The organism is Brevibacillus sp. FW306-2-1A-C05A (assembly GCF_058781555.1).
In genome coordinates this window covers 1-20,949 of record NZ_JBYSWV010000030.1, presented here as the reverse complement: position 1 = coordinate 20,949, position 20,949 = coordinate 1, and the positions used below count along the sequence as shown (strand labels likewise).

Sequence of the window (20,949 nt, the reverse complement as noted above, 5' to 3'; positions counted from 1 at the left end):
ATGTTGACGCCAAAACGCGTGAAACACCGTAAACAACACCGCGGGAAAATGGCTGGTAACGCAAAAGGCGGTACTACTGTTGCGTTCGGTGAATACGGATTGCAAGCATTGGAGCCATCTTGGGTAACTAACCGTCAGATCGAGGCTGCTCGTATCGCGATGACTCGTTACATCAAGCGTGGCGGTAAAGTGTGGATTAAAATCTTCCCTGACAAGCCAATTACACAAAAGCCGCTCGAAGTACGGATGGGTTCCGGTAAAGGTTCTCCTGAGAAATGGGTAGCGGTAGTGAAGCCAGGCAAGATCATGTTCGAACTTGCTGGCGTACCTGAAGAAGTCGCTCGCGAAGCTATGCGTCTTGCTATGCACAAGCTGCCTATCAAATGCAAATTCGTGAAGCGTGAAGAAGTGGGTGGTGACGCACATGAAGGCTAATGAGTTCCGCAATTTGACCACTGCCGAGATCGAACAAAACGTCGCTTCTTTGAAAGAAGAGTTGTTCAACCTTCGTTTCCAGTTGGCTACAGGTCAACTCGAAACCACATCTCGCATCAAACAAGTGCGTAAGGATATTGCTCGTGCGAAAACCATCCTGCGCCAGAGAGAATTGGGAATCGGCTAATTAAAGGAAGGAGGTTTGAACGATGACCGCAGAACGCAATATGCGTCGATCCGTTGTAGGTCGCGTTGTTTCCGACAAAATGGATAAAACCATTGTTGTGCTTGTTGAAACTTACAAGACACACCCGTTGTACGGCAAACGCGTGAAATACTCCAAAAAGTTCAAGGCTCACGACGAGAACAATACGGCAAAAGTGGGCGACATCGTAGAGTTGATGGAAACTCGTCCTTTGTCCAAAGATAAACGTTTCCGTTTGGTACGTATCGTCGAAGAGGCAGTAATCGTATAAGTCAGATTTTCGGATATCAAATCCGAAAGGAGGAACAGTAAATGATCCAAACTCAGACGAGATTGGCTGTTGCTGACAACTCCGGTGCAAAGGAACTCATGTGCATCAAGGTTCTGGGTGGTTCCGGTCGCAAAACGGCGAACATCGGTGATGTTATCGTGTGCTCCGTAAAATCCGCTACACCCGGCGGCGTTGTCAAGAAAGGTCAAGTAGTTAAAGCAGTTGTAGTTCGCACTGTAAGCGGCGTTCGTCGTCAAGATGGTTCTTACATCCGTTTTGATGAAAATGCAGCGGTAGTCATCAAGGAAGATAAGTCCCCACGTGGTACTCGTATCTTTGGACCAGTAGCTCGTGAGCTCCGCGACAAAGATTTCATGAAGATCATCTCTCTGGCTCCAGAGGTTATCTAATTGAACGGAAAAACTCAGGCAGTTTGTTCGATAGGAGGTGCACCAGGCGATGCACGTTAAAAAAGGCGACACTGTTATCGTAATTGCGGGCAAAGATAAAGGCAAAAAAGGTCGCGTTCTCGCTGCTTATCCGAAGAAAGAACGCGTTCTGGTTGAAGGTATCAACCTCGTGAAGAAACACAGCCGTCCGTCCCAAGCTAACCCGCAAGGTGGCATTGTGACTCAAGAAGCAGCGATTCACGTTTCCAACGTATCTTTGATCGATCCGAAGTCCGGAAAAGCTACTCGCATCGGTTACAAAGTTTTGGATAACGGTAAGAAAGTTCGGTACGCGAAAAAGTCTGGCGAAGTACTCGACAAGTAGTCAGGTTGGAAAGGAGGATATCCTAGATGGCAACAAGATTGAAAGAAAAGTACACAAAAGAAATCGTGCCTAGCCTGATGAGCAAGTTCAACTACACTTCCATCATGCAAGTGCCGAAGGTTGAAAAGATCATCATCAATATGGGTGTTGGCGAAGCGGTAGGTAACGCTAAAACCTTGGATGCTGCGGTTGAAGACCTGCAAACTATTGCTGGACAAAAACCTGTAGTAACTCGCGCAAAGAAATCCATCGCTGGTTTCAAACTGCGTGAAGGTATGCCGATCGGTGCGAAGGTTACCCTGCGCGGCGAGCGTATGTACCACTTCCTCGACAAATTGATGAACGTATCTCTTCCGCGTGTTCGTGACTTCCGTGGAATCTCTTCCAAGGCATTTGACGGTCGCGGTAACTACACACTTGGTCTGAAGGAACAACTGATCTTCCCTGAGATCGAGTACGATAAAATTGACAAAGTTCGCGGTATGGACATCGTAATTGTTACTTCCGCGAAAACGGATGAAGAAGCTCGTGAGCTGCTGACTCAAATGGGTATGCCATTCCGTAAATAAACCCACTCGTAAGGAGGGAAGAATGTGGCAAAGAAATCTATGATTATCAAGCAACAGCGGCAGCCGAAGTTTGCAGTGCGCGCGTACACTCGTTGCGAGCGTTGCGGACGTCCGCACTCCGTATTGCGCAAATTCAAACTCTGCCGTATTTGCTTCCGTGAACTTGCTTATAAAGGTCAAATTCCAGGCGTGAAAAAAGCAAGCTGGTAATTTGAAACGGGAAGGAGGTTTTCTCTCATGGTTATGACTGATCCAATCGCAGATATGTTGACACGTATTCGTAACGCTAACATGGTTCGCCACGAGAAAGTGGAGATCCCAGCGTCCACCATCAAGAAGGAAATCGCGCGCATTCTGAAAGAAGAAGGCTTCATCCGCGATGCGGAGTTTGTTGAGGACAACAAACAAGGAATCATCCGCGTATTCCTGAAATACGGTGCGAACAACGAGCGCGTTATCACAGGTCTGAAACGTATCTCCAAACCAGGACTTCGTGTGTATGCGAAAAACAACGAAGTACCTAAAGTTTTGGGTGGCCTCGGTTGCGCGATCATCTCCACATCCAACGGTGTTATGACTGACAAGCAAGCTCGTCAAGCTCATGTTGGCGGAGAAGTTCTTGCATACGTTTGGTAATTAACAGAATGTAAAAAAGCACAGGAGGTGCACCACATGTCTCGTGTCGGTAGAAAACCGATCGTGGTACCTGCAGGCGTTACCCTCACTCTGAACGGAACTGAGCTGACGGTAAAGGGCCCTAAGGGTCAACTCGTTCGTAACTTCCATGAAGATATCAAAATCAACATTTCTGAAAACGAAGTTGTTGTAGAGCGTCCAAGCGACAACAAACTTCACCGCTCCCTGCACGGTACAACTCGTGCGCTGGTTGCCAACATGGTAAAAGGCGTATCCGAAGGCTTCACTCGTACTCTGGAGCTCGTCGGTGTAGGTTACCGTGCTGCGAAAAGCGGTAACGGCGTTACTCTTTCTCTTGGTTTCTCCCACCCAGTGGAAGTTACTCCAGAAGCGGGTATCGAAATCGATGTACCAAACCAAACCACTCTGGTGGTAAAAGGCATCAACAAAGAGCGCGTTGGTCAAGTTGCTGCTGAAATTCGTTCGCTGCGCAAACCTGAGCCATACAAAGGCAAAGGTATCAAGTACAGCGATGAAGTGGTTCGTCGTAAAGAAGGTAAAAAAGGTAAATAAGCTTCTAGCTTCATGAGAAAGGAGGCCGCTTAATGTTTACGAAAGCTGATAAAAACAAAGCTCGGAAAAAACGTCACCTGCGTATCCGCAAACGCGTGATTGGTTCTGCTATCCGTCCGCGTCTGAACGTATTCCGTTCTTCTAAGCACATCTACGCTCAACTGATCGATGATGCAACTGGCGTAACACTGGCATCTGCATCTTCTCTCGATAAAGAGCTGGGCCTGAAAAATGGCGCTAACGTAGAAGCTGCTGCGGCTGTTGGTACATTGATCGCTAAGCGTGCACAAGAAAAAGGTGCGACTGAAGTGATTTTTGACCGCGGTGGTTACATCTATCATGGACGTATTAAAGCACTGGCAGAAGCAGCTCGCGAAGCTGGTCTGCAATTCTAACAACAAGGAGGGTAAGGAATGCGTATCGACCCTAGCAAATTAGAGCTCGAAGAAAAAGTAGTCGCTGTTAACCGCGTAGCTAAGACGGTTAAAGGTGGACGTCGCATGAGCTTCAGCGCCCTGGTTGTTGTGGGAGACCGTAACGGCCACGTAGGTGCTGGTATGGGTAAAGCTCAAGAAGTTCCAGACGCCATTCGCAAAGCGATTGACGACGCTAAGAAAAAATTGATCCGTGTACCGCTGAGAGGAACGACTGTTCCACACGAAGTTATGTGCCAATTCGGTGCAGGTAAAGTTCTCATCAAGCCTGCTGCCCCTGGTACTGGTGTTATCGCTGGCGGACCTGTTCGTGCCGTTCTCGAACTGGCTGGTGTAGGCGATATCTTGAGTAAGTCTCTTGGTTCCAACAATCCTATCAACATGGTCAACGCTACGCTGGAAGGCCTCGGCCGTCTGAAAACAGCGGAAGATGTCGCGAAACTGCGCGGTAAGACTGTTGACGAGTTGTTGGGTTAATAAGGAGGGAATGAACATGGCAAAATTGCAAATCACCCTCAAACGCAGCCTGATCGGTCGCACTGTAGACCAACAAGATACCGTAAAAGCTCTGGGTCTTCGCAAAATCAACTCCACTGTAGTGAAGGAAGACAACGCTGCAATCCGTGGAATGATTTTCAAAGTGAAGCACTTGGTTGAAGTGAAAGAAGTAGAAGCATAACCCTACATCTCAATTAGTTAGGAGGTGCAACGTATGAAATTGCATGAACTGCAACCTGCAGAAGGATCCCGTCACACTCGTAAGCGCATCGGTCGCGGTATCGGTAGCGGTACTGGCAAAACTGCTGGTAAAGGTCACAAAGGTCAAAACGCTCGTTCCGGCGGCGGAGTTCGCCTTGGTTTCGAGGGTGGTCAAAACCCATTGTACCGTCGTCTGCCTAAGCGCGGTTTCACTAACATCAGCCGCAAAGAATTTGCGATTGTTAGCCTGGACGCGCTGAACCGTTTCGAAGAGGGTACTGTAGTAACACCTGAGCTGTTGAAAGAAACTGGTGTTATCAGCGCGCTGCGCGACGGTGTTAAGGTTCTTGCTAACGGTGAACTGACTGTGAAGCTGACTGTGAAAGCTCACAAGTTCTCCGGAGCTGCTGCTGAGAAGATCGCTCAAGTCGGTGGAACAACCGAGGTGATCTAATGTTAGCGTCCTTAACTAACATTTTTAAGATTGGCGACTTGCGTCGTAAGATCCTGTTTACTCTCATGATGTTGGTCGTCTTCCGGATCGGTAGCTTTGTACCGGTTCCTAACGTAAACGTCGAGCTGTTTCAGCAGAACACAAACCACTTGTTGGGCTTGTTGAACACCTTCTCTGGTGGAGCACTGCAAAACTTCTCGATTTTTGCCATGGGTATCATGCCATATATTACGGCATCGATCATCATGCAACTGATGTCGATGGATGTTGTGCCTAAGCTGACGCAATGGGCACGCGAAGGGGAAGTTGGCCGTCGCAAGATCGCTACTGTTACCCGTTACGCGACAATCGTCCTCGGTTTGATTCAGTCTGTAGGGATGACAATCGGCTTCAATAATATGGCGCCTGGCCTGCTCAACGACACTTCCGTTGGCAGCTATGCACTCATCGCGTTGACACTGACGGCTGGGACCGCATTCATGATGTGGATGGGGGAACAGATTACGGAGAAGGGAATCGGTAACGGGATTTCGATCCTGATCGTGGCCGGGATCGTCGCTAACATTCCAACTGGAATTTCGACGATTTACACCACACAGTTCGGTGATCCTTCTCAGAACATCTTCTTCAGCATCGTCAAAGTTGTGATCATTCTGCTGGTGATCCTCGCTATTATTGTCGGGGTTATCTTTATGCAGCAAGGTATCCGCAAAATTCCAGTGCAATACGCGAAGCGAGTGGTTGGACGTAAAATGTACGGTGGTCAATCCACACACATTCCGCTGAAAATCAACTCTGCCGGTGTTATTCCTGTAATCTTTGCCGTCTCGCTGGTACTGTTCCCGTCGACAATCGCGCAGTTCTGGGTGGATTCATCCGGAACTGGGTTCGCCAACTGGATCTATCGCAACTTCCAAGTGAACGAACCGTTGGGAATGACGTTGTACGCTATCTTGATTCTCGGTTTCACCTACTTCTACACATTTGTTCAGATAAACCCTGTGCAAATGGCTGAAAACATGAGAAAAAATGGCGGTTACATTCCTGGTATCCGACCCGGTAAAAACACTGAGGTTTACATTACTCGTACACTAAACCGTCTAACATTGGCTGGCGCATTGTTCTTGATGGCAATTGCTATTTTGCCATTCTTCTTCAGTAAGCTGGCTAACCTGCCGCAGCAGATTTACATCGGCGGCACTTCGCTCTTGATTGTGATTGGGGTAGCCCTTGACACAATGAAGCAGATCGAAAGCCAGATGATCAAACGCCATTACCAAGGGTTTATCAAGTAATGACTTAGATGTTTACAGAAAAGCCTCTGTAGCTTTTCTTTATGGGACGGAGGGAATGGACGTGAATATAATTCTGATGGGGCTGCCTGGTGCCGGTAAAGGAACACAGGCAGAACGTATCGTAAAAGAGTTTGACATCCCGCACATTTCGACTGGCGACATGTTCCGGGCAGCGGTTAAAAACGAAACGCCGCTCGGACTGCAAGCCAAATCCTTTATGGATAAAGGTTTGCTTGTTCCCGATGAAGTAGTCATCGGAATTGTGCGGGAGCGCCTCTCGATGGACGACTGCGCAAAGGGATTCCTGCTCGATGGATTTCCGCGCACGGTTCCACAGGCAGAAGCGTTGACAGCTACCCTCAAAGAGCTGGGACGCGAAATCGATCATGTGATTAACATCAACGTTCGTCGCGAGCAATTGATTGAACGTCTGACCGGTCGCTGGATCTGCCCTGTATGTGGAGCTAGCTATCACACGATGTTCAATCCTCCAAAAGAGGCTGGCGTGTGTGACAAAGATGGTGGTAAGCTGTATCAGCGTGATGACGACAAGATCGAAGTGGTAACACAGCGCCTTGATGTCAACATCGCTCAGACTCAGCCACTCATCGACTACTACTCCGCACAGGAACTCCTGCGAGATATCGATGGGGAACAAGATATCCAGGTAGTGTTTGCGGAAATTAAGTCATTGCTAAGAGGGTAATTGCCGAATGATTATCCTGAAGTCGAAAGCAGAACTTGAGGTTATGCGCGAAGCTGGTCGTATCGTCGCACTCACCCATCAAGAGCTGGCCAAGGCGATCAAGCCTGGTGTCACGACAAAGCAGCTAGACGAAATTGCCGAGACATTTATTCGTAGCATGGGAGCAGTTCCATCATTTAAAGGCTACGGTGGCTTTCCAGGTAGTATCTGTGCTTCAGTCAATGAAGAACTCGTACACGGGATCCCAGGGAAACGGGCGTTGCAAGAAGGAGACATCATCAGCATCGACATCGGTGCCCAGTTCCAAGGGTACCATGGAGACTCCGCTTGGACGTATCCGGTCGGCAAAATTTCAGCGGAAAATGAAAAGCTGTTGCGGGTAACGGAAGAATCGCTGTTCAAGGGGCTTGAAAAAGCTGTTCCTGGCGGACGGTTGTCCGATATCTCCCACGCCATTCAAGTTCACGCAGAAGCTGCCGGCTTCACACTCGTCCGCGAGTATGTGGGGCATGGGATTGGGCAAAACTTGCACGAAGATCCGCAGGTTCCTAACTACGGCCCGCCTGATCGGGGTCCACGGTTAAAACCAGGCATGGTGTTGGCAATTGAGCCAATGGTAAATGCCGGCGAACGTTATGTCCGCACATTGGAGGACAATTGGACGGTAGTAACATTGGATCGGAAAACATGTGCTCATTTTGAACACACCATCGCGATTACGGAAGATGGCTATGAGATTTTTACACGAACATAAAGCGGGAGTTCCGAGTGATTCGGGATTGTCGTCCAACGTGTCGACGATAAGTTCGTTGTGTGATCGTTTCGCAAAACTCATGGTCCGACTGAAGAGCAGAAGAAAGGAGAGTTTACCATGGCAAAAGATGATGTAATTGAGGTAGAAGGCACAGTAATTGAGCCTTTGCCGAACGCTATGTTTCGAGTAGAATTGGAGAATGGACACAAAGTCCTCGCTCACGTCTCCGGAAAAATCCGCATGCACTTTATCCGTATCCTGCCGGGGGATAAAGTAACTGTTGAACTGTCGCCGTACGACTTGACCCGCGGACGTATTACGTACCGCTATAAATAGTAAGCAAAACCCCTAGAAAAGGGAGGCAAGAACCATGAAAGTGAGACCTTCGGTTAAACCGATCTGCGAGAAATGCAAGGTTATCCGTCGTAAAGGTAACGTAATGGTTATTTGTGAAAATCCTAAGCATAAGCAAAAACAAGGGTAAACAAGGAGGTGCTTTTGACACATGGCACGTATTGCAGGCGTAGACTTGCCGCGCGAAAAACGCGTTGAAGTTGCTCTTACCTACATTTTTGGTATTGGCCGCCCCACGTCTCAAAAAATTCTGTCCGCTACTGGCGTAGATGTGAACACTCGTGTTCGCGATCTGACAGAAGAAGAAGTTAGCAAACTGCGTGAGTACATCGACAAGAACGTGAAGGTGGAAGGCGATCTCCGTCGTGAGATCTCCCTGAACATCAAACGTCTGATGGAAATCGGATGCTTCCGTGGAATCCGTCACCGTCGTGGACTGCCAGTTCGCGGTCAACGTTCTAAAACAAATGCTCGTACACGTAAAGGCCCACGTCGTACAGTAGCTAACAAGAAGAAGTAAAGGAGGGTAAACTGACATGGCGAAAAGAAAACAGGCTACAGCAACTCGTACCCGTCGTCGTGATCGCAAGAATGTTGAAGTCGGCGTAGCGCACATCCGCTCCACATTCAACAACACGATTGTAACCATCACAGATCCACACGGTAACGCGATCTCTTGGTCCAGCGCTGGTTCCCTCGGCTTCAAAGGCTCCCGTAAAAGCACTCCGTTTGCTGCGCAAATGGCTGCTGAAGCGGCTGCACGTGTTGCTATGGAACATGGCATGCGTTCCCTTGAAGTATCGGTAAAAGGCCCAGGTGCTGGTCGTGAAGCAGCGATCCGTTCCCTGCAAGCAACTGGTCTTGAAGTGAACATGATTAAAGACGTGACGCCAATTCCGCACAACGGTTGCCGTCCACCAAAACGTCGCCGCGTGTAACTGGTTTATATTGTTCAGAACATGTCCATACTAGAATGGTAAATTCTGATTTATAGCTTGTCATGCACGCAAACGGTAAACCGCCGGGGAAATTCCTGAGTGGGCACGTATGCGGCCCACCCAAGGATTTCGACGTTTTGAAGGAGGGTTTGTTTAATGATAGAAATAGAAAAACCAAAAATCGAGGTTGTGGAAGTTAGCGACGACAACTCGTATGGAAAATTTGTTGTAGAACCTCTGGAGCGCGGATACGGAACTACCCTTGGCAACTCGCTGAGACGGATTCTTCTTTCGTCCTTGCCAGGCGCGGCAGTTCGTACTGTTCAAATCGACGGGGTTCTTCACGAGTTCTCTACGGTAGAAGGCGTCGTTGAAGATGTAACCGAGATCATCCTGAACATCAAAGGCTTGGCGCTGAAGATCCATTCCGATGAAGAAAAAGTAATCGAGATCGATGCAGAAGGCGAAGGCGTTGTCAAAGCGGGGGATATCCGTGCTGACAGTGATGTGGAGGTCTTAAACCCTGATCTTCATATTGCAACGTTGGCCAATGGCGGTCGTCTGCATATCCGCATGACAGCTGGACGTGGTCGTGGTTATGTTCAATCAGATGGAAACAAGTCCGAGGATCTGCCTATTGGTGTGATTCCGATTGATTCGATCTATACGCCGATCAAGCGCGTTAACTATCAAGTGGAAAATACCCGCGTAGGGCAAATGACCAACTACGATAAGTTGACACTTGAGGTTTGGACTAACGGCAGCATCAGTCCGGAAGAAGCCGTAAGTCTCGGCGCAAAAATCATGACGGAGCACTTGAACCTGTTTGTCGGTCTGACCGATGAGGCGAAAGATGCTGAGATCATGGTTGAAAAAGAGGAAGACAAGAAAGAAAAAGTGTTGGAGATGACTATCGAAGAGCTGGATCTTTCTGTTCGTTCCTACAACTGCTTGAAGCGTGCCGGTATCAATACCGTGCAAGAGCTGACGCAGAAGACCGAAGAGGACATGATGAAAGTCCGCAACCTGGGTCGCAAATCTCTGGAAGAAGTGCAGGAAAAGCTGGCTGAACTCGGCCTGTCCCTGCGTAGCGACGACTAGAGTAGCAAACCCTGACAGGCAGGCTTTCGTTCTCTCGAGTCTGTCCCCTTTTAGGGGAGAGTACAGATCTGGCTTCCCGACAGTAGAGTTTTCTACGTAGTGTTGCCAGCTTGAAAAGGGAGGTAAAGACATGGCATACCGTAAATTGGGTCGTCGTAGTGCAGCTCGTAAAGCGTTGTTCCGCGACTTGGTAACTGACCTAATCATCAACGAGCGCATCGAAACTACAGAGATGAAGGCGAAAGAACTGCGCCCAATCGCTGAGAAAATGGTTACGCTCGCGAAACGCGGCGATCTGCATGCTCGTCGTCAAGTTGCTGCTTTCGTTCGCAAAGAAGTTGCGAATGCAGAAGGTCGCGATGCTGTACAAAAACTGTTCGATGAAATCGCGCCTCGCTTCAAAGAGCGCAACGGTGGATACACTCGTATCCTGAAAGCCGGCCCTCGCCGCGGCGACGCTGCTCCGATGGCGTACATCGAATTCGTTTAATAATGGATAGAAATTGGTCGTTTTACATGGGGAGCGAGACACAACCTCGATACCGGTAATAGACCGTGAAAAGGGTGGGGGCAGATCTGGTCATAGGCTGGACTCTGATTCAACCCTTTTTTTCTTTCTATAAGGAGAAATCCTGCTAGTCTGCGAAGGCTGGGGAGGATGTGGATGCCTCATGAATGAAGAGAACCTGCTGGCACTGCAAGATGTTTCCTATACCTATGATGACGAGAATGGCAGCCGTGTCCCGGTATTGAAGGACGTCGACCTGACCATTCAAAAAGGTTCCTTTGTGTCTGTATTGGGCCATAACGGTTCAGGCAAGTCTACGATGGCGAAGCTGATGAACGCTTTGCTGCTGCCTGAGGGCGGCAAAGTTCTCGTCAGCGGAATGGATACGTCCCAAGGAGAACTGGTGTGGGAGATACGCCGCCATGTAGGCATGGTCTTTCAAAACCCTGACAATCAGATTGTCGGGGCAACAGTCGAAGATGATGTGGCTTTTGGGCTTGAAAACATGGGTGTCGAGCCTGAGCAGATGCGACAGCGTATTGATGAAGCACTGGCCTCGGTAGGGATGGAGCCGTATTTGCTGGCGCAGCCGCACCGGCTGTCAGGTGGACAAAAGCAGCGCGTGGCGATCGCAGGCATTATGGCGATGCGGCCATCGGTCATCATCCTGGACGAAGCGACGGCTATGCTCGATCCCCAGGGCAGGCAGGAAGTGCTGCAACTGGTCAGACGGCTGAATCGCGACGAAGGGATCACCATCATCAACATTACCCATTTTCCCGAAGAAGCGGTCTATTCGGACAAGGTCGTTGTGATGAATGCCGGAGAAGTTCTGATGGAAGGGCCGCCTGGTGACGTGTTCAACCAGGTAGAACGTTTGAAAGCGGTAGGGCTGGATGTGCCATTTGCCGTCCGCCTCCGACACATGTTGGCTTCCAAAGGGATTGATCTACCGTTTGTACTGCACCAAGAGGAGCTGGTGGAGCACGTATGCAGATTACTTTTGACCAGGTAAGCCATATTTACGCAAAAGGAACACCGTTTGAGCGTGTAGCCTTGCACGACATCTCGTTTACGATTCCATCCGGTTCGTTTGTAGGGATTATCGGGCAGACCGGCTCTGGCAAGTCTACGCTGATCCAGCATTTGAACGGCTTGCTTTTGCCTAGCGCTGGGAAAATTACCTTGGGCGACACGGTTATCACCTCGAAGCAGCGTTTGCCTCACGAGCAAAGACGAAACATCGGGCTTGTTTTCCAATATCCGGAGCATCAACTGTTTGAGGAAACGGTGGCGAAAGACGTTGCCTTCGGACCTTCGAACTTCGATTTGCCGGAAGCGATGGTAGACGCCCGCGTGAGAGAGGCTCTTGAAATCGTTGGACTGGATTACGAAAAAGTCAAGGACCGTTCGCCTTTTCATATGAGTGGCGGACAAATGCGCCGTGTCGCGTTGGCGGGAGTTCTGGCCATGCAGCCAAAAGTGCTTGTATTGGACGAGCCGACGGCAGGGTTGGACCCGATGGGACGTCAGTTGATTCTCGAAGCGATCTACCGCATTCATCAGGAGCAAAAGCTGACGACGCTATTGGTCACTCACAGCATGGAGGAGGCGGCGAGGTATGCCGACTATATGCTGGTGCTGGCACAGGGCACGGTAGCCTTGCAGGGCAAGCCGGATGAAGTCTTCATGCAGGCAGAACGCCTCCGCGAGCTCGCTTTGGATGTGCCGGAGACAGTCGCTTTTGTGTCGAGGCTGAATCAATTGCTGCCGGACGAGGAAAGTCTGCCAAGCTCCGTTTATCGGGAGGAAGAGTTGCTTGCCCATCTGCTGGAACGACTGGCCGTACCGAAGGAGGGCTAGGCATGCTGCAGAATATTGCCATTGGTCAATACGTACCTGGGCATTCCTTTTTACATCGCGCGGATCCGCGAAGCAAACTGCTCTTTATCATTCTTTTTGCCACGCTCGTCTTTCTGGCTAACAATACGCTCACTTATGCAGTATTGGTCGCCTTTACCCTGTATGCCGGACTGCTCTCCAGGCTGTCGCTTGGGTACATCCTGAAAAGCTTGAAGCCGGTATGGATCTTGATCGTCTTTACCGTCGTCCTGCACATTTTCCTGACAAAAGGCGGCGAGGTGTACTTCCAGTGGGGCTGGTTCACAGTCGAGGAACGCGGGGTGCAGCAAGCGATCTTCATTTCCTTGCGCTTGGGGCTTCTGGTAGTGATTAGCTCGCTGCTGACACTGACCACGTCTCCGATCGATTTGACGGAAGGACTGGAGCGTCTGCTCGGGCCGTTTAGCCGGATTGGCGTTCCTGTGCACGATATCGCCCTGATGATGTCGATTGCGATCCGTTTCATTCCGACCCTGATGGAAGAGACGGATAAAATCATCAAGGCGCAGACGGCCAGGGGAGCCAATTTTACGAGCGGAAGTCTCGTCAAGCGAGCGCAAAACCTGATTCCGATCGCGATCCCGCTGTTCGTCAGCGCGTTTCGCCGGGCAGAGGATCTCGCTTTGGCGATGGAAGCGCGCGGCTATCGCGGCGGAGTCGGGCGGACCAGGCTGCACAAGCTGGCGTTTTCATGGCGAGATGCCGGAATGGCGGTTGCCGGAGTCTTGCTCGCGATTGCGATTGGGTGGTGGCGTGCATGAAGCGGTTGCGCTGTGTTTTGGGATACGATGGAACAGACTTCAGCGGGTTTCAGGTGCAGCCCGATCAGGTGACGGTGCAGGGAGAGATCGAAGCCGCTCTGAAACGAATCACGGGGGAGGATATCCAAATCCACGGTTCGGGTCGTACCGATGCCGGTGTGCACGCGCGCGGACAGGTGATTCATTTTGATACGAACAGCCACATCCCGTTGGACAAGTGGCGGTTTGTGCTCAATAATCAACTGCCTGATGCGATCGTGATCCGGTCTGTAGAAGAGGTGGCAGAGTCTTTTCACGCCCGTTTTGACGTGCGGGTGAAGGAGTATCGGTATTGCATCGACAACAACCCTGTGGCGGATGTATTTCGCCATCGCTATGCCGACCACATCCGCTTTCCGCTGGACGTGGAGGCGATGCAGCAGGCGGCCCGTCATTTGGTCGGAGAGCACGATTTTACGTCCTTTTGCTCGGCGAAGACATTTGTCGAGGACAAGGTGCGAACCGTGTATAGCCTGACTGTGGAGCGCTCTGGCGGCGAAGTGTGGGTAACGTGCCGCGGCAACGGCTTTTTGTACAACATGGTGCGCATTATTGTGGGCACCTTGGTGGAGGTCGGGCAAGGCAAACGCCATCCCGATGAGCTGAAAAAAATCCTTGCGGCACGTGATCGGGAGATGGCAGGAAAGACAGCGCCAGCCAAAGGTTTGACCATGTGGGAAGTCGTCTATTAGCAGACGGATTTCCAACTATTAGACCAGGTGGAGGCACTTGACTACGAGACTGCGATGTAGTACGATATTCCTTGGTATTTTAACCCCGCCTAGCCCCACTCTAGCCCCGGGATTGAAAGACAAGATCGTGATTAATGGAACACCTGGAAGAGTTGCTCACCCGTTAACAGCAATTATCTTCCATTGCAAGTTTCGGCTGTTTTGGTTATAAGTAGATGGACATGTAAAGGTAAGATATTTAGGAGGGACAAAAATGCGTACCACATATATGGCGAAACCGCTCGAAGTTGAGCGCAAATGGTACATCGTTGACGCAGAAGGCCAAACGCTGGGCCGTCTGGCAAGCGAAGTAGCTTCTATCCTGCGCGGCAAATTGAAACCTGAATTCACTCCACACGTTGACGCTGGCGATTTCGTAATCGTAATCAACGCTGACAAAGTGAAATTGACTGGTAACAAGCTGCAAGACAAAATCTACTACACTCACTCCCTGTATCCAGGCGGTCTGAAAAAGACTACTGCTGGCGACATGCTGAACAAAAAACCAGCTCGTATGTTCGAACTGGCTGTAAAAGGCATGCTGCCTAAAAACAGCTTGGGACGTCAAATGTTCACTAAGCTGAAAGTTTACGCTGGCACTGAGCATCCTCATGCAGCACAAAAACCAGAAGTTTGGCAAATTCGCGGTTAAGGTAAAGGGAGGAAATATACGTGGCACAAGTACAATACTACGGTACAGGTCGTCGTAAGCACTCCGTAGCACGTGTTCGCCTGGTTCCAGGTGAAGGTCGCATTGTGATTAACAAACGTGAAATGGATACTTACTTTGGTTTGGAAACACTGAAATTGATCGTAAAACAACCACTCGTTCTGACTGAAACTCTCGGTCGTTACGATGTACTGGTTAACGTAAACGGCGGCGGAACAACTGGCCAAGCTGGTGCAATCCGTCACGGCGTTGCTCGCGCTCTGCTGAAAGCAGATCCAGAACTGCGCGGCGCTCTGAAACGCGCTGGCTTCCTGACTCGCGACCCTCGCATGAAAGAACGTAAAAAATACGGCTTGAAAGCAGCTCGTCGCGCACCTCAATTCTCCAAACGCTAATATTTACGTTTGCCAAGGCTCTCGAACTTTACGGTTCGGGAGCCTTTTTGCGCTATTTGGAAAAACGTTGCAAAAAGCACGAACCGTTGCACGTAGCAAGCCCCGAGCCGATCCGGCTTATGTGTGGAATATTTGTCCATGTTTGTCCATATGATGGAACGAGAATGGGACAAAGGGGACGATACGCCGTGACACGAAAAGGGGTAGGCTGGATACTGGCTTTCGCTTTACTGGTGGTGCTGTTCACCTACGAATCACCGGATCGTTCGTCGTGGACGGCATGGTCACTGCCGCTGACAGGAACCGTTATTGCCATTGACCCGGGCCACGGGGGAAAAGACGGTGGCGCTGTATCCAGCTCGGGGGATGTGGTAGAAAAAGAGGTGACGCTCGCAATCAGTATGTACTTGCGCGATTTCCTCCAGCAGTCAGGCGCGTTTGTCATCATGACGCGGGAGGAAGACAAGGATTTGGCTTCGCCGGAGGCTGACCTGGCCAAGAGAAGAAAGGCAGAAGACATTCGCAACCGGGTGAAGCTGGTGAACGACAGCTCTCCCGATTTTTTGGTCAGCATTCACGTCAATTCCATACCGTCTCCCAAATGGTCGGGAGCGCAAACGTTTTACTCGCCTGCGTTTAAAAAAAGTGCGGAAGTATCCTATCTGATTCAGGATGAGATCAAGCGGGTGCTGGGAAATACGGATCGTGTTCCGAGCAAGACCAATAACGTGTTTCTGATTCGCGAGGTCAACTGCCCGGCAGTGTTGGTCGAGGTCGGATTCGTCAGCAACACAGAAGAAGCGAAACGGCTGCAAAGCCCGGAGTACCAAAAGGCGATGGCGAATGCCATCTACCAGGGCATTTTGCGGCAGTACTCCGGCGAAAAGGCGCCAATTGCACCTTGAGCGGGCGGTGGCTGTGTCCCGCCCGTCCGAATGTGCTATAATGAACGCGCAAACCATCTTGCAAAGTAAAGTTTGGGGAAAAATGATTGCCAAGACGATATAGATGAGGTGAACAACCAATGTTGACCAGAGAACAAATTCTGGAAGCGCTGCGTGATGTGAAGGACCCTGAAATCAATCGTAGCCTGGTCGAGCTGAACATGATCCGCGACATCCGCGTTGAGGGCGCTACAGTGAGCCTGACAGTCGTTCTGACGATCTCCGGCTGTCCTCTCAAGGCCAAGATCGAAGACGACGTCATAGGGGCTGTGAAAGCGCTTGGAGCGGAGGAAGTGCGCGTGCAGTTCGGCTCGATGACAGACGAGGAGCGAGCAGCCTTGAGCGCCCAGCTCCGCAACAGCCAGGGCGGACAAACGCACAACATGACGCAGGGACAAGCTCCCCTGCTCAATCCGATTTTGGCCAAGGACTCGAACACAACATTTATTGCCATTACGTCCGGTAAAGGCGGCGTAGGGAAGTCGACGGTCACCGTCAACCTAGCCGTGGCCCTGGCTCGTTTGGGGAAAAAGGTCGGCATTATCGACGCCGACATCTACGGCTTCAGCGTGCCGGACATGATGAACATCGACCAGCGCCCGACTGTAATTGGCGAAACGATTCTGCCTGTAGAAAAGCAAAGCGTGAAGGTCATGTCCATGGGCTTCTTCGTAGAGGACAACTCGCCGATCATCTGGCGCGGTCCGATGCTCGGAAAAATGTTGCGCAATTTCTTTACGGAAGTGCATTGGGGCGAAGAGCTGGACTACTTGCTGCTGGACTTGCCGCCAGGAACGGGTGACATGGCTTTGGATGTACACACGATGATTCCGCAAAGCATGGAGATTGTCGTGACGACGCCGCATCCTACGGCAGCTTTTGTCGCGGCGCGTGCCGGGGCGATGGCCAAACGGACAGGACACGAAATTCTCGGTGTCGTGGAAAACATGGCCTGGTACGAAGCCAAGGACGGCTCCAAAGAGTACGTCTTCGGCCGTGGAGGCGGCGGGAAGCTGGCGGAGACGCTGGCGACCGAGCTTTTGGCGCAAATTCCGTTGGGACAGCCAGACAACCACCCATCTGAGCCGGATTATTCTCCTTCTGTTTATCGGGAAAGCTCCGAAATCGGCCAGTTGTATCGGGACATGGCAAAACGCGTGATTGAAAAATGCGAGCAGAAATAAGCGCAAAAGATACAAAAAGGTGGGCTCTGGATGAGAGCTCACCTTTTTTTCTTAGGAGGATTCGCCACCGGAGTCTCCGCTTTCTCCACGTTCCCCGCTGCCGCCGCCTTTGCCTTTTTTCTTAGGCTTCAGTTCTTTCGGCTTTGTCAGGTCTTCGGAAACCTTGGTCATGAGCTTCATCAGCTCCGCCTGGAACAACGGGCTTTGCAAGGATTCCTTCATAATCTGCATGGTTTGCTGACGGTAAGCGGCGCTTTTCATTAAATCCATGAGATTTTTTTCAAACTCGGGGTCCTTCATTACGCTGATGAGCTGCTTTTGGTACTCGGGGTCTTTCATCAAATCCTTCATCAGCGTTTTTTGTTCGTCCTTCATCGACTTGGCCAATGTGCTGGCGAATTTCGGGTCTTTGAAGGCCTCTTTGATGTGGGAGCTGTTCGGATTGGTCATGCTTTGTATCAAAGTGGTGCGGACAGTGGACTCGTCAATCATCAGGCTTTGCTTGAACTTTTCGTCCTTCATCATCTTGCCAACCGATTGCTTCGCTTCGTCAGTCTGCAATATGTCCAGCACCATGTCTTTGACGCTTTTATAATCAGGCTGAGACGAACCTTGCGCTTGCCCGCCGCCTGAGCAACTGGATAGTACCAGACAGACAATTGCGGAGAGCCAAAAAGACAATGCCTTTTTTCTCATGGGGTGGACACCTCCTTCTTTACTCTGCCTAAGAGTAACGTGCGCATTTTGTTTTGTTCTTACGCTAGTATTTTCTTGTATCCATTGGTACAATCATATTCGATGTGGAATGGAGGGAATGTTTGGTGAGTTTGCGAAAGTATGGCTGGCTCTTTGTCACCACGTTGCTCTTGGGTGGACTGGGAGGCGTCCTGGTCGCCTTTATTTTTGATTTGGATAAGCTGTTGGAAGGCAGCGCAGGCAACTTTTTTGTCGGCACGCTGATGTATCTTTTGTATGGGATGACCATTAGTATTGTGGCCCAGATGGGTTTTTTTGCGTATATGACGATTAATTATTTTGCCAAAACGATTTTCAAGACCCCTTCCCTGTGGAAGAGCGTTCAAGTTTTTTTCATCCTGTTTGTCTTTTTTGATATGATTTACCTCCGCTACACGTCGCTTGGCGAAGGAAAAGGAATCGGGCCGTACTTTATCGAGCCGGTTTTGCTGCTGATTGTCGCCCTGGCTACCGCTTATGGAAAAGTAAAGCTGACGAACAGAACGGCGTGGGTTCCCACGATGTTTTTCATGTTTGTAGTAACGGCTCTGGAATGGATTCCGGCCCTGAAGGAAGACAACGTGCATGCGACCTTGTCCATGCTCGTCCCTTTACTGTTTTGCAACGTATGGCAAGTGATGCATTTGCACCGCTTGGTAAAAAGAGAAAGCTGACCTTTATCCGGTCAGCTTTTTTTGTGGATTTTTCTTTCGGATAAGCAAAAAAGGGCTTCGCCAAAGGCTTGGCGCAGCCACGTTTTCTGCTGGCGAGGGACGAGGTTTTTTTGAACGTTTAATTGACTTCTTTGCTCTGGATGCTGGTGCCGGCGATCAGCTCGGATACGGTGACGAATTCGTATCCTTGCTTGCGTAGCTGGTCGATAATGACGGGGAGGGCAAGGTGCGTCTCCTTGGCGGAATCGCTTGCATGCATCAGGATGATGTCGCCGGGATGGGCCTTGGACAGGACGTTTTGGACGATGACGTCTTTTTTCGGCTCGATCCAGTCCTTGGAGTCCGTATCCCATTGGACGACCGTATAGCCCATGCGGTTGGCGATTTCCAGCACACGCTTGTCAAAATCGCCGTTTGGCATCCGAATCAAGGTCGGTTTTTTTCCAGTCATCTCTGTCAGGATGGAATCGGCCTTCGCAATCTGGCTGCGAATTTCTTCATCCGTGTATTTGCTGTAGTTGTCGTGTTTATGGCCATGCGAACCGATTTCCAGTCCCGTCTCCTTGATCCTTTTCACAATTTCCGGATGGCGCTGGCTCCAGGGAGAGGACAGGAAGAAGGTCGCCTTGCTCACATTTTTTTCTTTCAGCACATCGAGAATAGGGAGTGCGCGGGTTTCTCCCCAACTGATGTCAAAGGTGAGAGCAATTTTCTTCTCCTTGGTGTCTACCTTGTAGATTGCCTGGGGCCCCTGCTTGTTGCCGCTGCTGGAAAAAGCCGAGATTGTATCGCGTTCCACATAGCCAATGCCTACTGTCAGCAGAATGGCTGCTGCGATGATGAGGATTTGCTTCAAACGGTTGGCACTCACGACATAAATGAATTTCATGGATAGGCACCTCCTTTGTCCGATAACAGTTTATGCAGGGAAGACAAGGATATTCTTTGGCCTGTTGGCTATTGTTGAGGTACAATGCATATAGTGAATGTAAGAGGCAGTAAAGGAGCGTGGCTCATGAACAAAAGACTGCAGCGTCTGTGGTTGGATAACAAACGATTTTTTCTGGCCGCTTGTCTCATTTTTTTCGGGGGCGGTTTAATTGGCTATTTGCAGGCTCCCGCCGTGGAACCCGTGGTGCAGAGCCTGATGGGGCAACTGAAAGAAATTGCGGATCGGATCAAAGAGAGCGGGGGAGGCGTGTTCGCTACGTTTTGGATGATTTTTTCCAACAACGTGCTCAGCTCCTTGATGATGATGGCTCTCGGATTGTTTTTTGCATTCTTTCCCATAATTGGAATGCTGGCGAACGGGATTCTGCTCGGGTATATCATCGCGAAATACAGTGCGATTGGAATTAGCCCGTGGCTGATTTTTGGCGCAGGCATTTTGCCGCACGGGATTTTTGAACTGCCTGCTGTCCTGTTTGCCGCGGGAATCGGCATACGGTTTGGGATACTCAGCCTGCGATCTGTCGGGGTGCTGTTTGTGCCACACAATCAGGAGCGCGTGAAAAATGACTGGTACGACACCCTCAAGCAATTTCCAACTGCGGTGTTGACCGTCATCGGATTGCTTCTGATTGCGGGGATCGTAGAGAGTTCGATTACGCCTCTTATTCTCAAAGCAACGATTGGGGAACAAATGCAGCAACTAAACTTGCTGAAATAATTCAGAGTTGCCAACAAATTGAAGCCTTCCTAAACGGGAGGCTTTTTAATTTGAATAGGGTTGAATTGTGATGGAAAGGATAGAGGTGAGACTCGTAAGGCGGAGGCGATATCGTTGTTAGGGTTTTTGTTTAATGCCAAAGAAGTGCAAGAACTAGAGTACTTGTTGAAGCGGGAGCTCGAAGAAATGCTGCTCGACTTTAGCGATAAACGAATCGATTATTTGGTGAAACGCGCCATGGAGGAACGCTACTCCATCATGTTCCGCATGTATGCCAGAATAGCCTCTCCCAATGAGCTTTCCAAGTACGTGAGACGCAGAAAACTGGGCGAGGAGCATTTCACCTGAAATCTTTTTTAAAAAACCTATTGACTCTCATATGCATGACATGATAGATTAGTTCTTGTCCTCGAGACGCCATCACGAAAAACGATGAACGCTCAGCGGACAGCAATCAGTAATTGCTCCTTGAAAACTGAACAGCGAAAGCGTTGATGAGTCTATCATGAAATGATTTGCCAGCTTTGAACCAGTAACAA

35 protein-coding genes are annotated in these 20,949 nt (G+C 50.1%); 33 read left to right on the top strand and 2 right to left on the bottom strand.

Annotated features, from left to right (window positions below; translation table 11 throughout):
* The 30 genes from rplP to AC3WJN_RS17170 all read left to right on the top strand — a co-directional run bounded on the left by rplP (nucleotide 1) and on the right by AC3WJN_RS17170 (nucleotide 17,332).
* Nucleotides 1-435, top strand: a complete 435-nt coding sequence (gene rplP, locus AC3WJN_RS17315; protein ID WP_007787078.1) for a 50S ribosomal protein L16 — start codon at nucleotides 1-3, stop codon at nucleotides 433-435.
* Complete coding sequence (gene rpmC / locus AC3WJN_RS17310) at nucleotides 425-622, top strand: 50S ribosomal protein L29 (protein WP_005828838.1); 198 nt, start codon at nucleotides 425-427, stop codon at nucleotides 620-622. Before rplP ends, rpmC begins: the two co-directional genes overlap by 11 nt.
* Before the next feature lie 22 nt (nucleotides 623-644).
* A complete protein-coding gene (gene rpsQ / locus AC3WJN_RS17305) occupies nucleotides 645-911 on the top strand; it encodes a 30S ribosomal protein S17 (protein WP_005828837.1) in 267 nt (88 codons plus the stop codon).
* A gap of 41 nt (nucleotides 912-952) precedes the next feature.
* The gene (rplN, locus tag AC3WJN_RS17300; RefSeq protein ID WP_005828835.1) at nucleotides 953-1,321 is read left to right on the top strand and encodes a 50S ribosomal protein L14; all 369 of its coding nucleotides are present in this window, start codon (nucleotides 953-955) and stop codon (nucleotides 1,319-1,321) included.
* 49 nt (nucleotides 1,322-1,370) lie between these two features.
* Nucleotides 1,371-1,685: a 50S ribosomal protein L24 gene (gene rplX / locus AC3WJN_RS17295; protein WP_005828833.1), complete on the top strand. Its 315-nt coding sequence runs from the start codon at nucleotides 1,371-1,373 to the stop codon at nucleotides 1,683-1,685.
* Between the two features lie 26 nt (nucleotides 1,686-1,711).
* The gene (gene rplE / locus AC3WJN_RS17290; RefSeq protein ID WP_005828832.1) at nucleotides 1,712-2,254 is read left to right on the top strand and encodes a 50S ribosomal protein L5; all 543 of its coding nucleotides are present in this window, start codon (nucleotides 1,712-1,714) and stop codon (nucleotides 2,252-2,254) included.
* 24 nt (nucleotides 2,255-2,278) lie between these two features.
* Nucleotides 2,279-2,464, top strand: coding sequence for a type Z 30S ribosomal protein S14 (locus AC3WJN_RS17285; protein ID WP_005828830.1), 186 nt, complete (start codon nucleotides 2,279-2,281; stop codon nucleotides 2,462-2,464).
* 27 nt (nucleotides 2,465-2,491) lie between these two features.
* Entirely contained in the window at nucleotides 2,492-2,890 is a 399-nt protein-coding gene (rpsH, locus tag AC3WJN_RS17280) for a 30S ribosomal protein S8 (protein ID WP_005828827.1), read from the top strand.
* Between the two features lie 36 nt (nucleotides 2,891-2,926).
* Nucleotides 2,927-3,463 (top strand): 50S ribosomal protein L6, encoded by a 537-nt coding sequence (gene rplF / locus AC3WJN_RS17275; protein ID WP_005828824.1) that lies wholly within the window; start codon nucleotides 2,927-2,929, stop codon nucleotides 3,461-3,463.
* 32 nt (nucleotides 3,464-3,495) lie between these two features.
* Entirely contained in the window at nucleotides 3,496-3,858 is a 363-nt protein-coding gene (gene rplR, locus AC3WJN_RS17270; protein WP_005828822.1) for a 50S ribosomal protein L18, read from the top strand.
* An 18-nt stretch (nucleotides 3,859-3,876) separates the two neighbouring features.
* Nucleotides 3,877-4,374: a 30S ribosomal protein S5 gene (gene rpsE, locus AC3WJN_RS17265; protein ID WP_005828820.1), complete on the top strand. Its 498-nt coding sequence runs from the start codon at nucleotides 3,877-3,879 to the stop codon at nucleotides 4,372-4,374.
* A gap of 16 nt (nucleotides 4,375-4,390) precedes the next feature.
* Entirely contained in the window at nucleotides 4,391-4,576 is a 186-nt protein-coding gene (gene rpmD / locus AC3WJN_RS17260; protein ID WP_005828818.1) for a 50S ribosomal protein L30, read from the top strand.
* A gap of 33 nt (nucleotides 4,577-4,609) precedes the next feature.
* Nucleotides 4,610-5,050, top strand: coding sequence for a 50S ribosomal protein L15 (gene rplO, locus AC3WJN_RS17255; RefSeq protein WP_005828815.1), 441 nt, complete (start codon nucleotides 4,610-4,612; stop codon nucleotides 5,048-5,050).
* Nucleotides 5,050-6,345 (top strand): preprotein translocase subunit SecY, encoded by a 1,296-nt coding sequence (gene secY / locus AC3WJN_RS17250; RefSeq protein ID WP_005828813.1) that lies wholly within the window; start codon nucleotides 5,050-5,052, stop codon nucleotides 6,343-6,345. The genes rplO and secY overlap by 1 nt, the downstream gene beginning before the upstream one ends.
* A 61-nt stretch (nucleotides 6,346-6,406) precedes the next feature.
* Entirely contained in the window at nucleotides 6,407-7,051 is a 645-nt protein-coding gene (locus AC3WJN_RS17245) for an adenylate kinase (RefSeq protein ID WP_005828811.1), read from the top strand.
* 7 nt (nucleotides 7,052-7,058) lie between these two features.
* A complete protein-coding gene (map, locus tag AC3WJN_RS17240) occupies nucleotides 7,059-7,805 on the top strand; it encodes a type I methionyl aminopeptidase (protein WP_005828809.1) in 747 nt (248 codons plus the stop codon).
* A gap of 117 nt (nucleotides 7,806-7,922) precedes the next feature.
* Nucleotides 7,923-8,141, top strand: coding sequence for a translation initiation factor IF-1 (infA, locus tag AC3WJN_RS17235; RefSeq protein ID WP_003333772.1), 219 nt, complete (start codon nucleotides 7,923-7,925; stop codon nucleotides 8,139-8,141).
* Nucleotides 8,142-8,175: 34 nt separating this feature from the next.
* Nucleotides 8,176-8,289, top strand: coding sequence for a 50S ribosomal protein L36 (gene rpmJ / locus AC3WJN_RS17230; RefSeq protein WP_003333770.1), 114 nt, complete (start codon nucleotides 8,176-8,178; stop codon nucleotides 8,287-8,289).
* A 21-nt stretch (nucleotides 8,290-8,310) separates the two neighbouring features.
* Entirely contained in the window at nucleotides 8,311-8,679 is a 369-nt protein-coding gene (gene rpsM / locus AC3WJN_RS17225) for a 30S ribosomal protein S13 (protein ID WP_005828805.1), read from the top strand.
* A 16-nt stretch (nucleotides 8,680-8,695) separates the two neighbouring features.
* The gene (gene rpsK, locus AC3WJN_RS17220; protein WP_005828803.1) at nucleotides 8,696-9,097 is read left to right on the top strand and encodes a 30S ribosomal protein S11; all 402 of its coding nucleotides are present in this window, start codon (nucleotides 8,696-8,698) and stop codon (nucleotides 9,095-9,097) included.
* Between the two features lie 156 nt (nucleotides 9,098-9,253).
* On the top strand, nucleotides 9,254-10,198 hold the full coding sequence (locus AC3WJN_RS17215; protein WP_005828801.1) for a DNA-directed RNA polymerase subunit alpha: 945 nt from the start codon (nucleotides 9,254-9,256) through the stop codon (nucleotides 10,196-10,198).
* Nucleotides 10,199-10,328: 130 nt separating this feature from the next.
* On the top strand, nucleotides 10,329-10,688 hold the full coding sequence (gene rplQ, locus AC3WJN_RS17210; RefSeq protein ID WP_005828799.1) for a 50S ribosomal protein L17: 360 nt from the start codon (nucleotides 10,329-10,331) through the stop codon (nucleotides 10,686-10,688).
* Nucleotides 10,689-10,869: 181 nt separating this feature from the next.
* Nucleotides 10,870-11,721, top strand: coding sequence for an energy-coupling factor transporter ATPase (locus AC3WJN_RS17205; protein ID WP_005828797.1), 852 nt, complete (start codon nucleotides 10,870-10,872; stop codon nucleotides 11,719-11,721).
* The gene (locus AC3WJN_RS17200) at nucleotides 11,697-12,569 is read left to right on the top strand and encodes an energy-coupling factor transporter ATPase (protein ID WP_005828795.1); all 873 of its coding nucleotides are present in this window, start codon (nucleotides 11,697-11,699) and stop codon (nucleotides 12,567-12,569) included. Before AC3WJN_RS17205 ends, AC3WJN_RS17200 begins: the two co-directional genes overlap by 25 nt.
* Before the next feature lie 2 nt (nucleotides 12,570-12,571).
* Complete coding sequence (locus tag AC3WJN_RS17195; protein WP_005828793.1) at nucleotides 12,572-13,369, top strand: energy-coupling factor transporter transmembrane component T family protein; 798 nt, start codon at nucleotides 12,572-12,574, stop codon at nucleotides 13,367-13,369.
* On the top strand, nucleotides 13,366-14,100 hold the full coding sequence (truA, locus tag AC3WJN_RS17190; RefSeq protein WP_005828791.1) for a tRNA pseudouridine(38-40) synthase TruA: 735 nt from the start codon (nucleotides 13,366-13,368) through the stop codon (nucleotides 14,098-14,100). Before AC3WJN_RS17195 ends, truA begins: the two co-directional genes overlap by 4 nt.
* 253 nt (nucleotides 14,101-14,353) lie before the next feature.
* Complete coding sequence (gene rplM / locus AC3WJN_RS17185; protein ID WP_005828789.1) at nucleotides 14,354-14,791, top strand: 50S ribosomal protein L13; 438 nt, start codon at nucleotides 14,354-14,356, stop codon at nucleotides 14,789-14,791.
* Nucleotides 14,792-14,811: 20 nt separating this feature from the next.
* Nucleotides 14,812-15,204, top strand: coding sequence for a 30S ribosomal protein S9 (gene rpsI, locus AC3WJN_RS17180; protein WP_005828788.1), 393 nt, complete (start codon nucleotides 14,812-14,814; stop codon nucleotides 15,202-15,204).
* A gap of 188 nt (nucleotides 15,205-15,392) precedes the next feature.
* Nucleotides 15,393-16,109, top strand: a complete 717-nt coding sequence (cwlD, locus tag AC3WJN_RS17175) for an N-acetylmuramoyl-L-alanine amidase CwlD (RefSeq protein ID WP_005828786.1) — start codon at nucleotides 15,393-15,395, stop codon at nucleotides 16,107-16,109.
* 119 nt (nucleotides 16,110-16,228) lie between these two features.
* The gene (locus tag AC3WJN_RS17170) at nucleotides 16,229-17,332 is read left to right on the top strand and encodes a P-loop NTPase (protein WP_007787090.1); all 1,104 of its coding nucleotides are present in this window, start codon (nucleotides 16,229-16,231) and stop codon (nucleotides 17,330-17,332) included.
* A 51-nt stretch (nucleotides 17,333-17,383) separates the two neighbouring features.
* Here AC3WJN_RS17170 and gerD read toward each other — a convergent pair whose 3' ends face one another.
* On the bottom strand, nucleotides 17,384-18,028 hold the full coding sequence (gene gerD / locus AC3WJN_RS17165) for a spore germination lipoprotein GerD (protein WP_007787092.1): 645 nt from the start codon (nucleotides 18,026-18,028) through the stop codon (nucleotides 17,384-17,386).
* A 125-nt stretch (nucleotides 18,029-18,153) separates the two neighbouring features.
* Between gerD and AC3WJN_RS17160 the strand changes: the two genes are divergently transcribed.
* Nucleotides 18,154-18,741 carry a KinB-signaling pathway activation protein gene (locus AC3WJN_RS17160; RefSeq protein WP_005828781.1) on the top strand — a complete coding sequence of 196 codons (588 nt, stop codon included), beginning with the start codon at nucleotides 18,154-18,156 and terminating at the stop codon, nucleotides 18,739-18,741.
* A gap of 118 nt (nucleotides 18,742-18,859) precedes the next feature.
* On the opposite strand, the gene pdaB is transcribed toward AC3WJN_RS17160, so the two are convergent.
* Nucleotides 18,860-19,630: a polysaccharide deacetylase family sporulation protein PdaB gene (gene pdaB / locus AC3WJN_RS17155; protein ID WP_007787094.1), complete on the bottom strand. Its 771-nt coding sequence runs from the start codon at nucleotides 19,628-19,630 to the stop codon at nucleotides 18,860-18,862.
* A 126-nt stretch (nucleotides 19,631-19,756) separates the two neighbouring features.
* Between pdaB and AC3WJN_RS17150 the strand changes: the two genes are divergently transcribed.
* Nucleotides 19,757-20,410, top strand: a complete 654-nt coding sequence (locus tag AC3WJN_RS17150) for a stage II sporulation protein M (protein WP_005828776.1) — start codon at nucleotides 19,757-19,759, stop codon at nucleotides 20,408-20,410.
* Between the two features lie 114 nt (nucleotides 20,411-20,524).
* Nucleotides 20,525-20,758, top strand: coding sequence for a hypothetical protein (locus tag AC3WJN_RS17145; RefSeq protein WP_007787097.1), 234 nt, complete (start codon nucleotides 20,525-20,527; stop codon nucleotides 20,756-20,758).
* Nucleotides 20,759-20,949 lie beyond the last annotated feature (191 nt).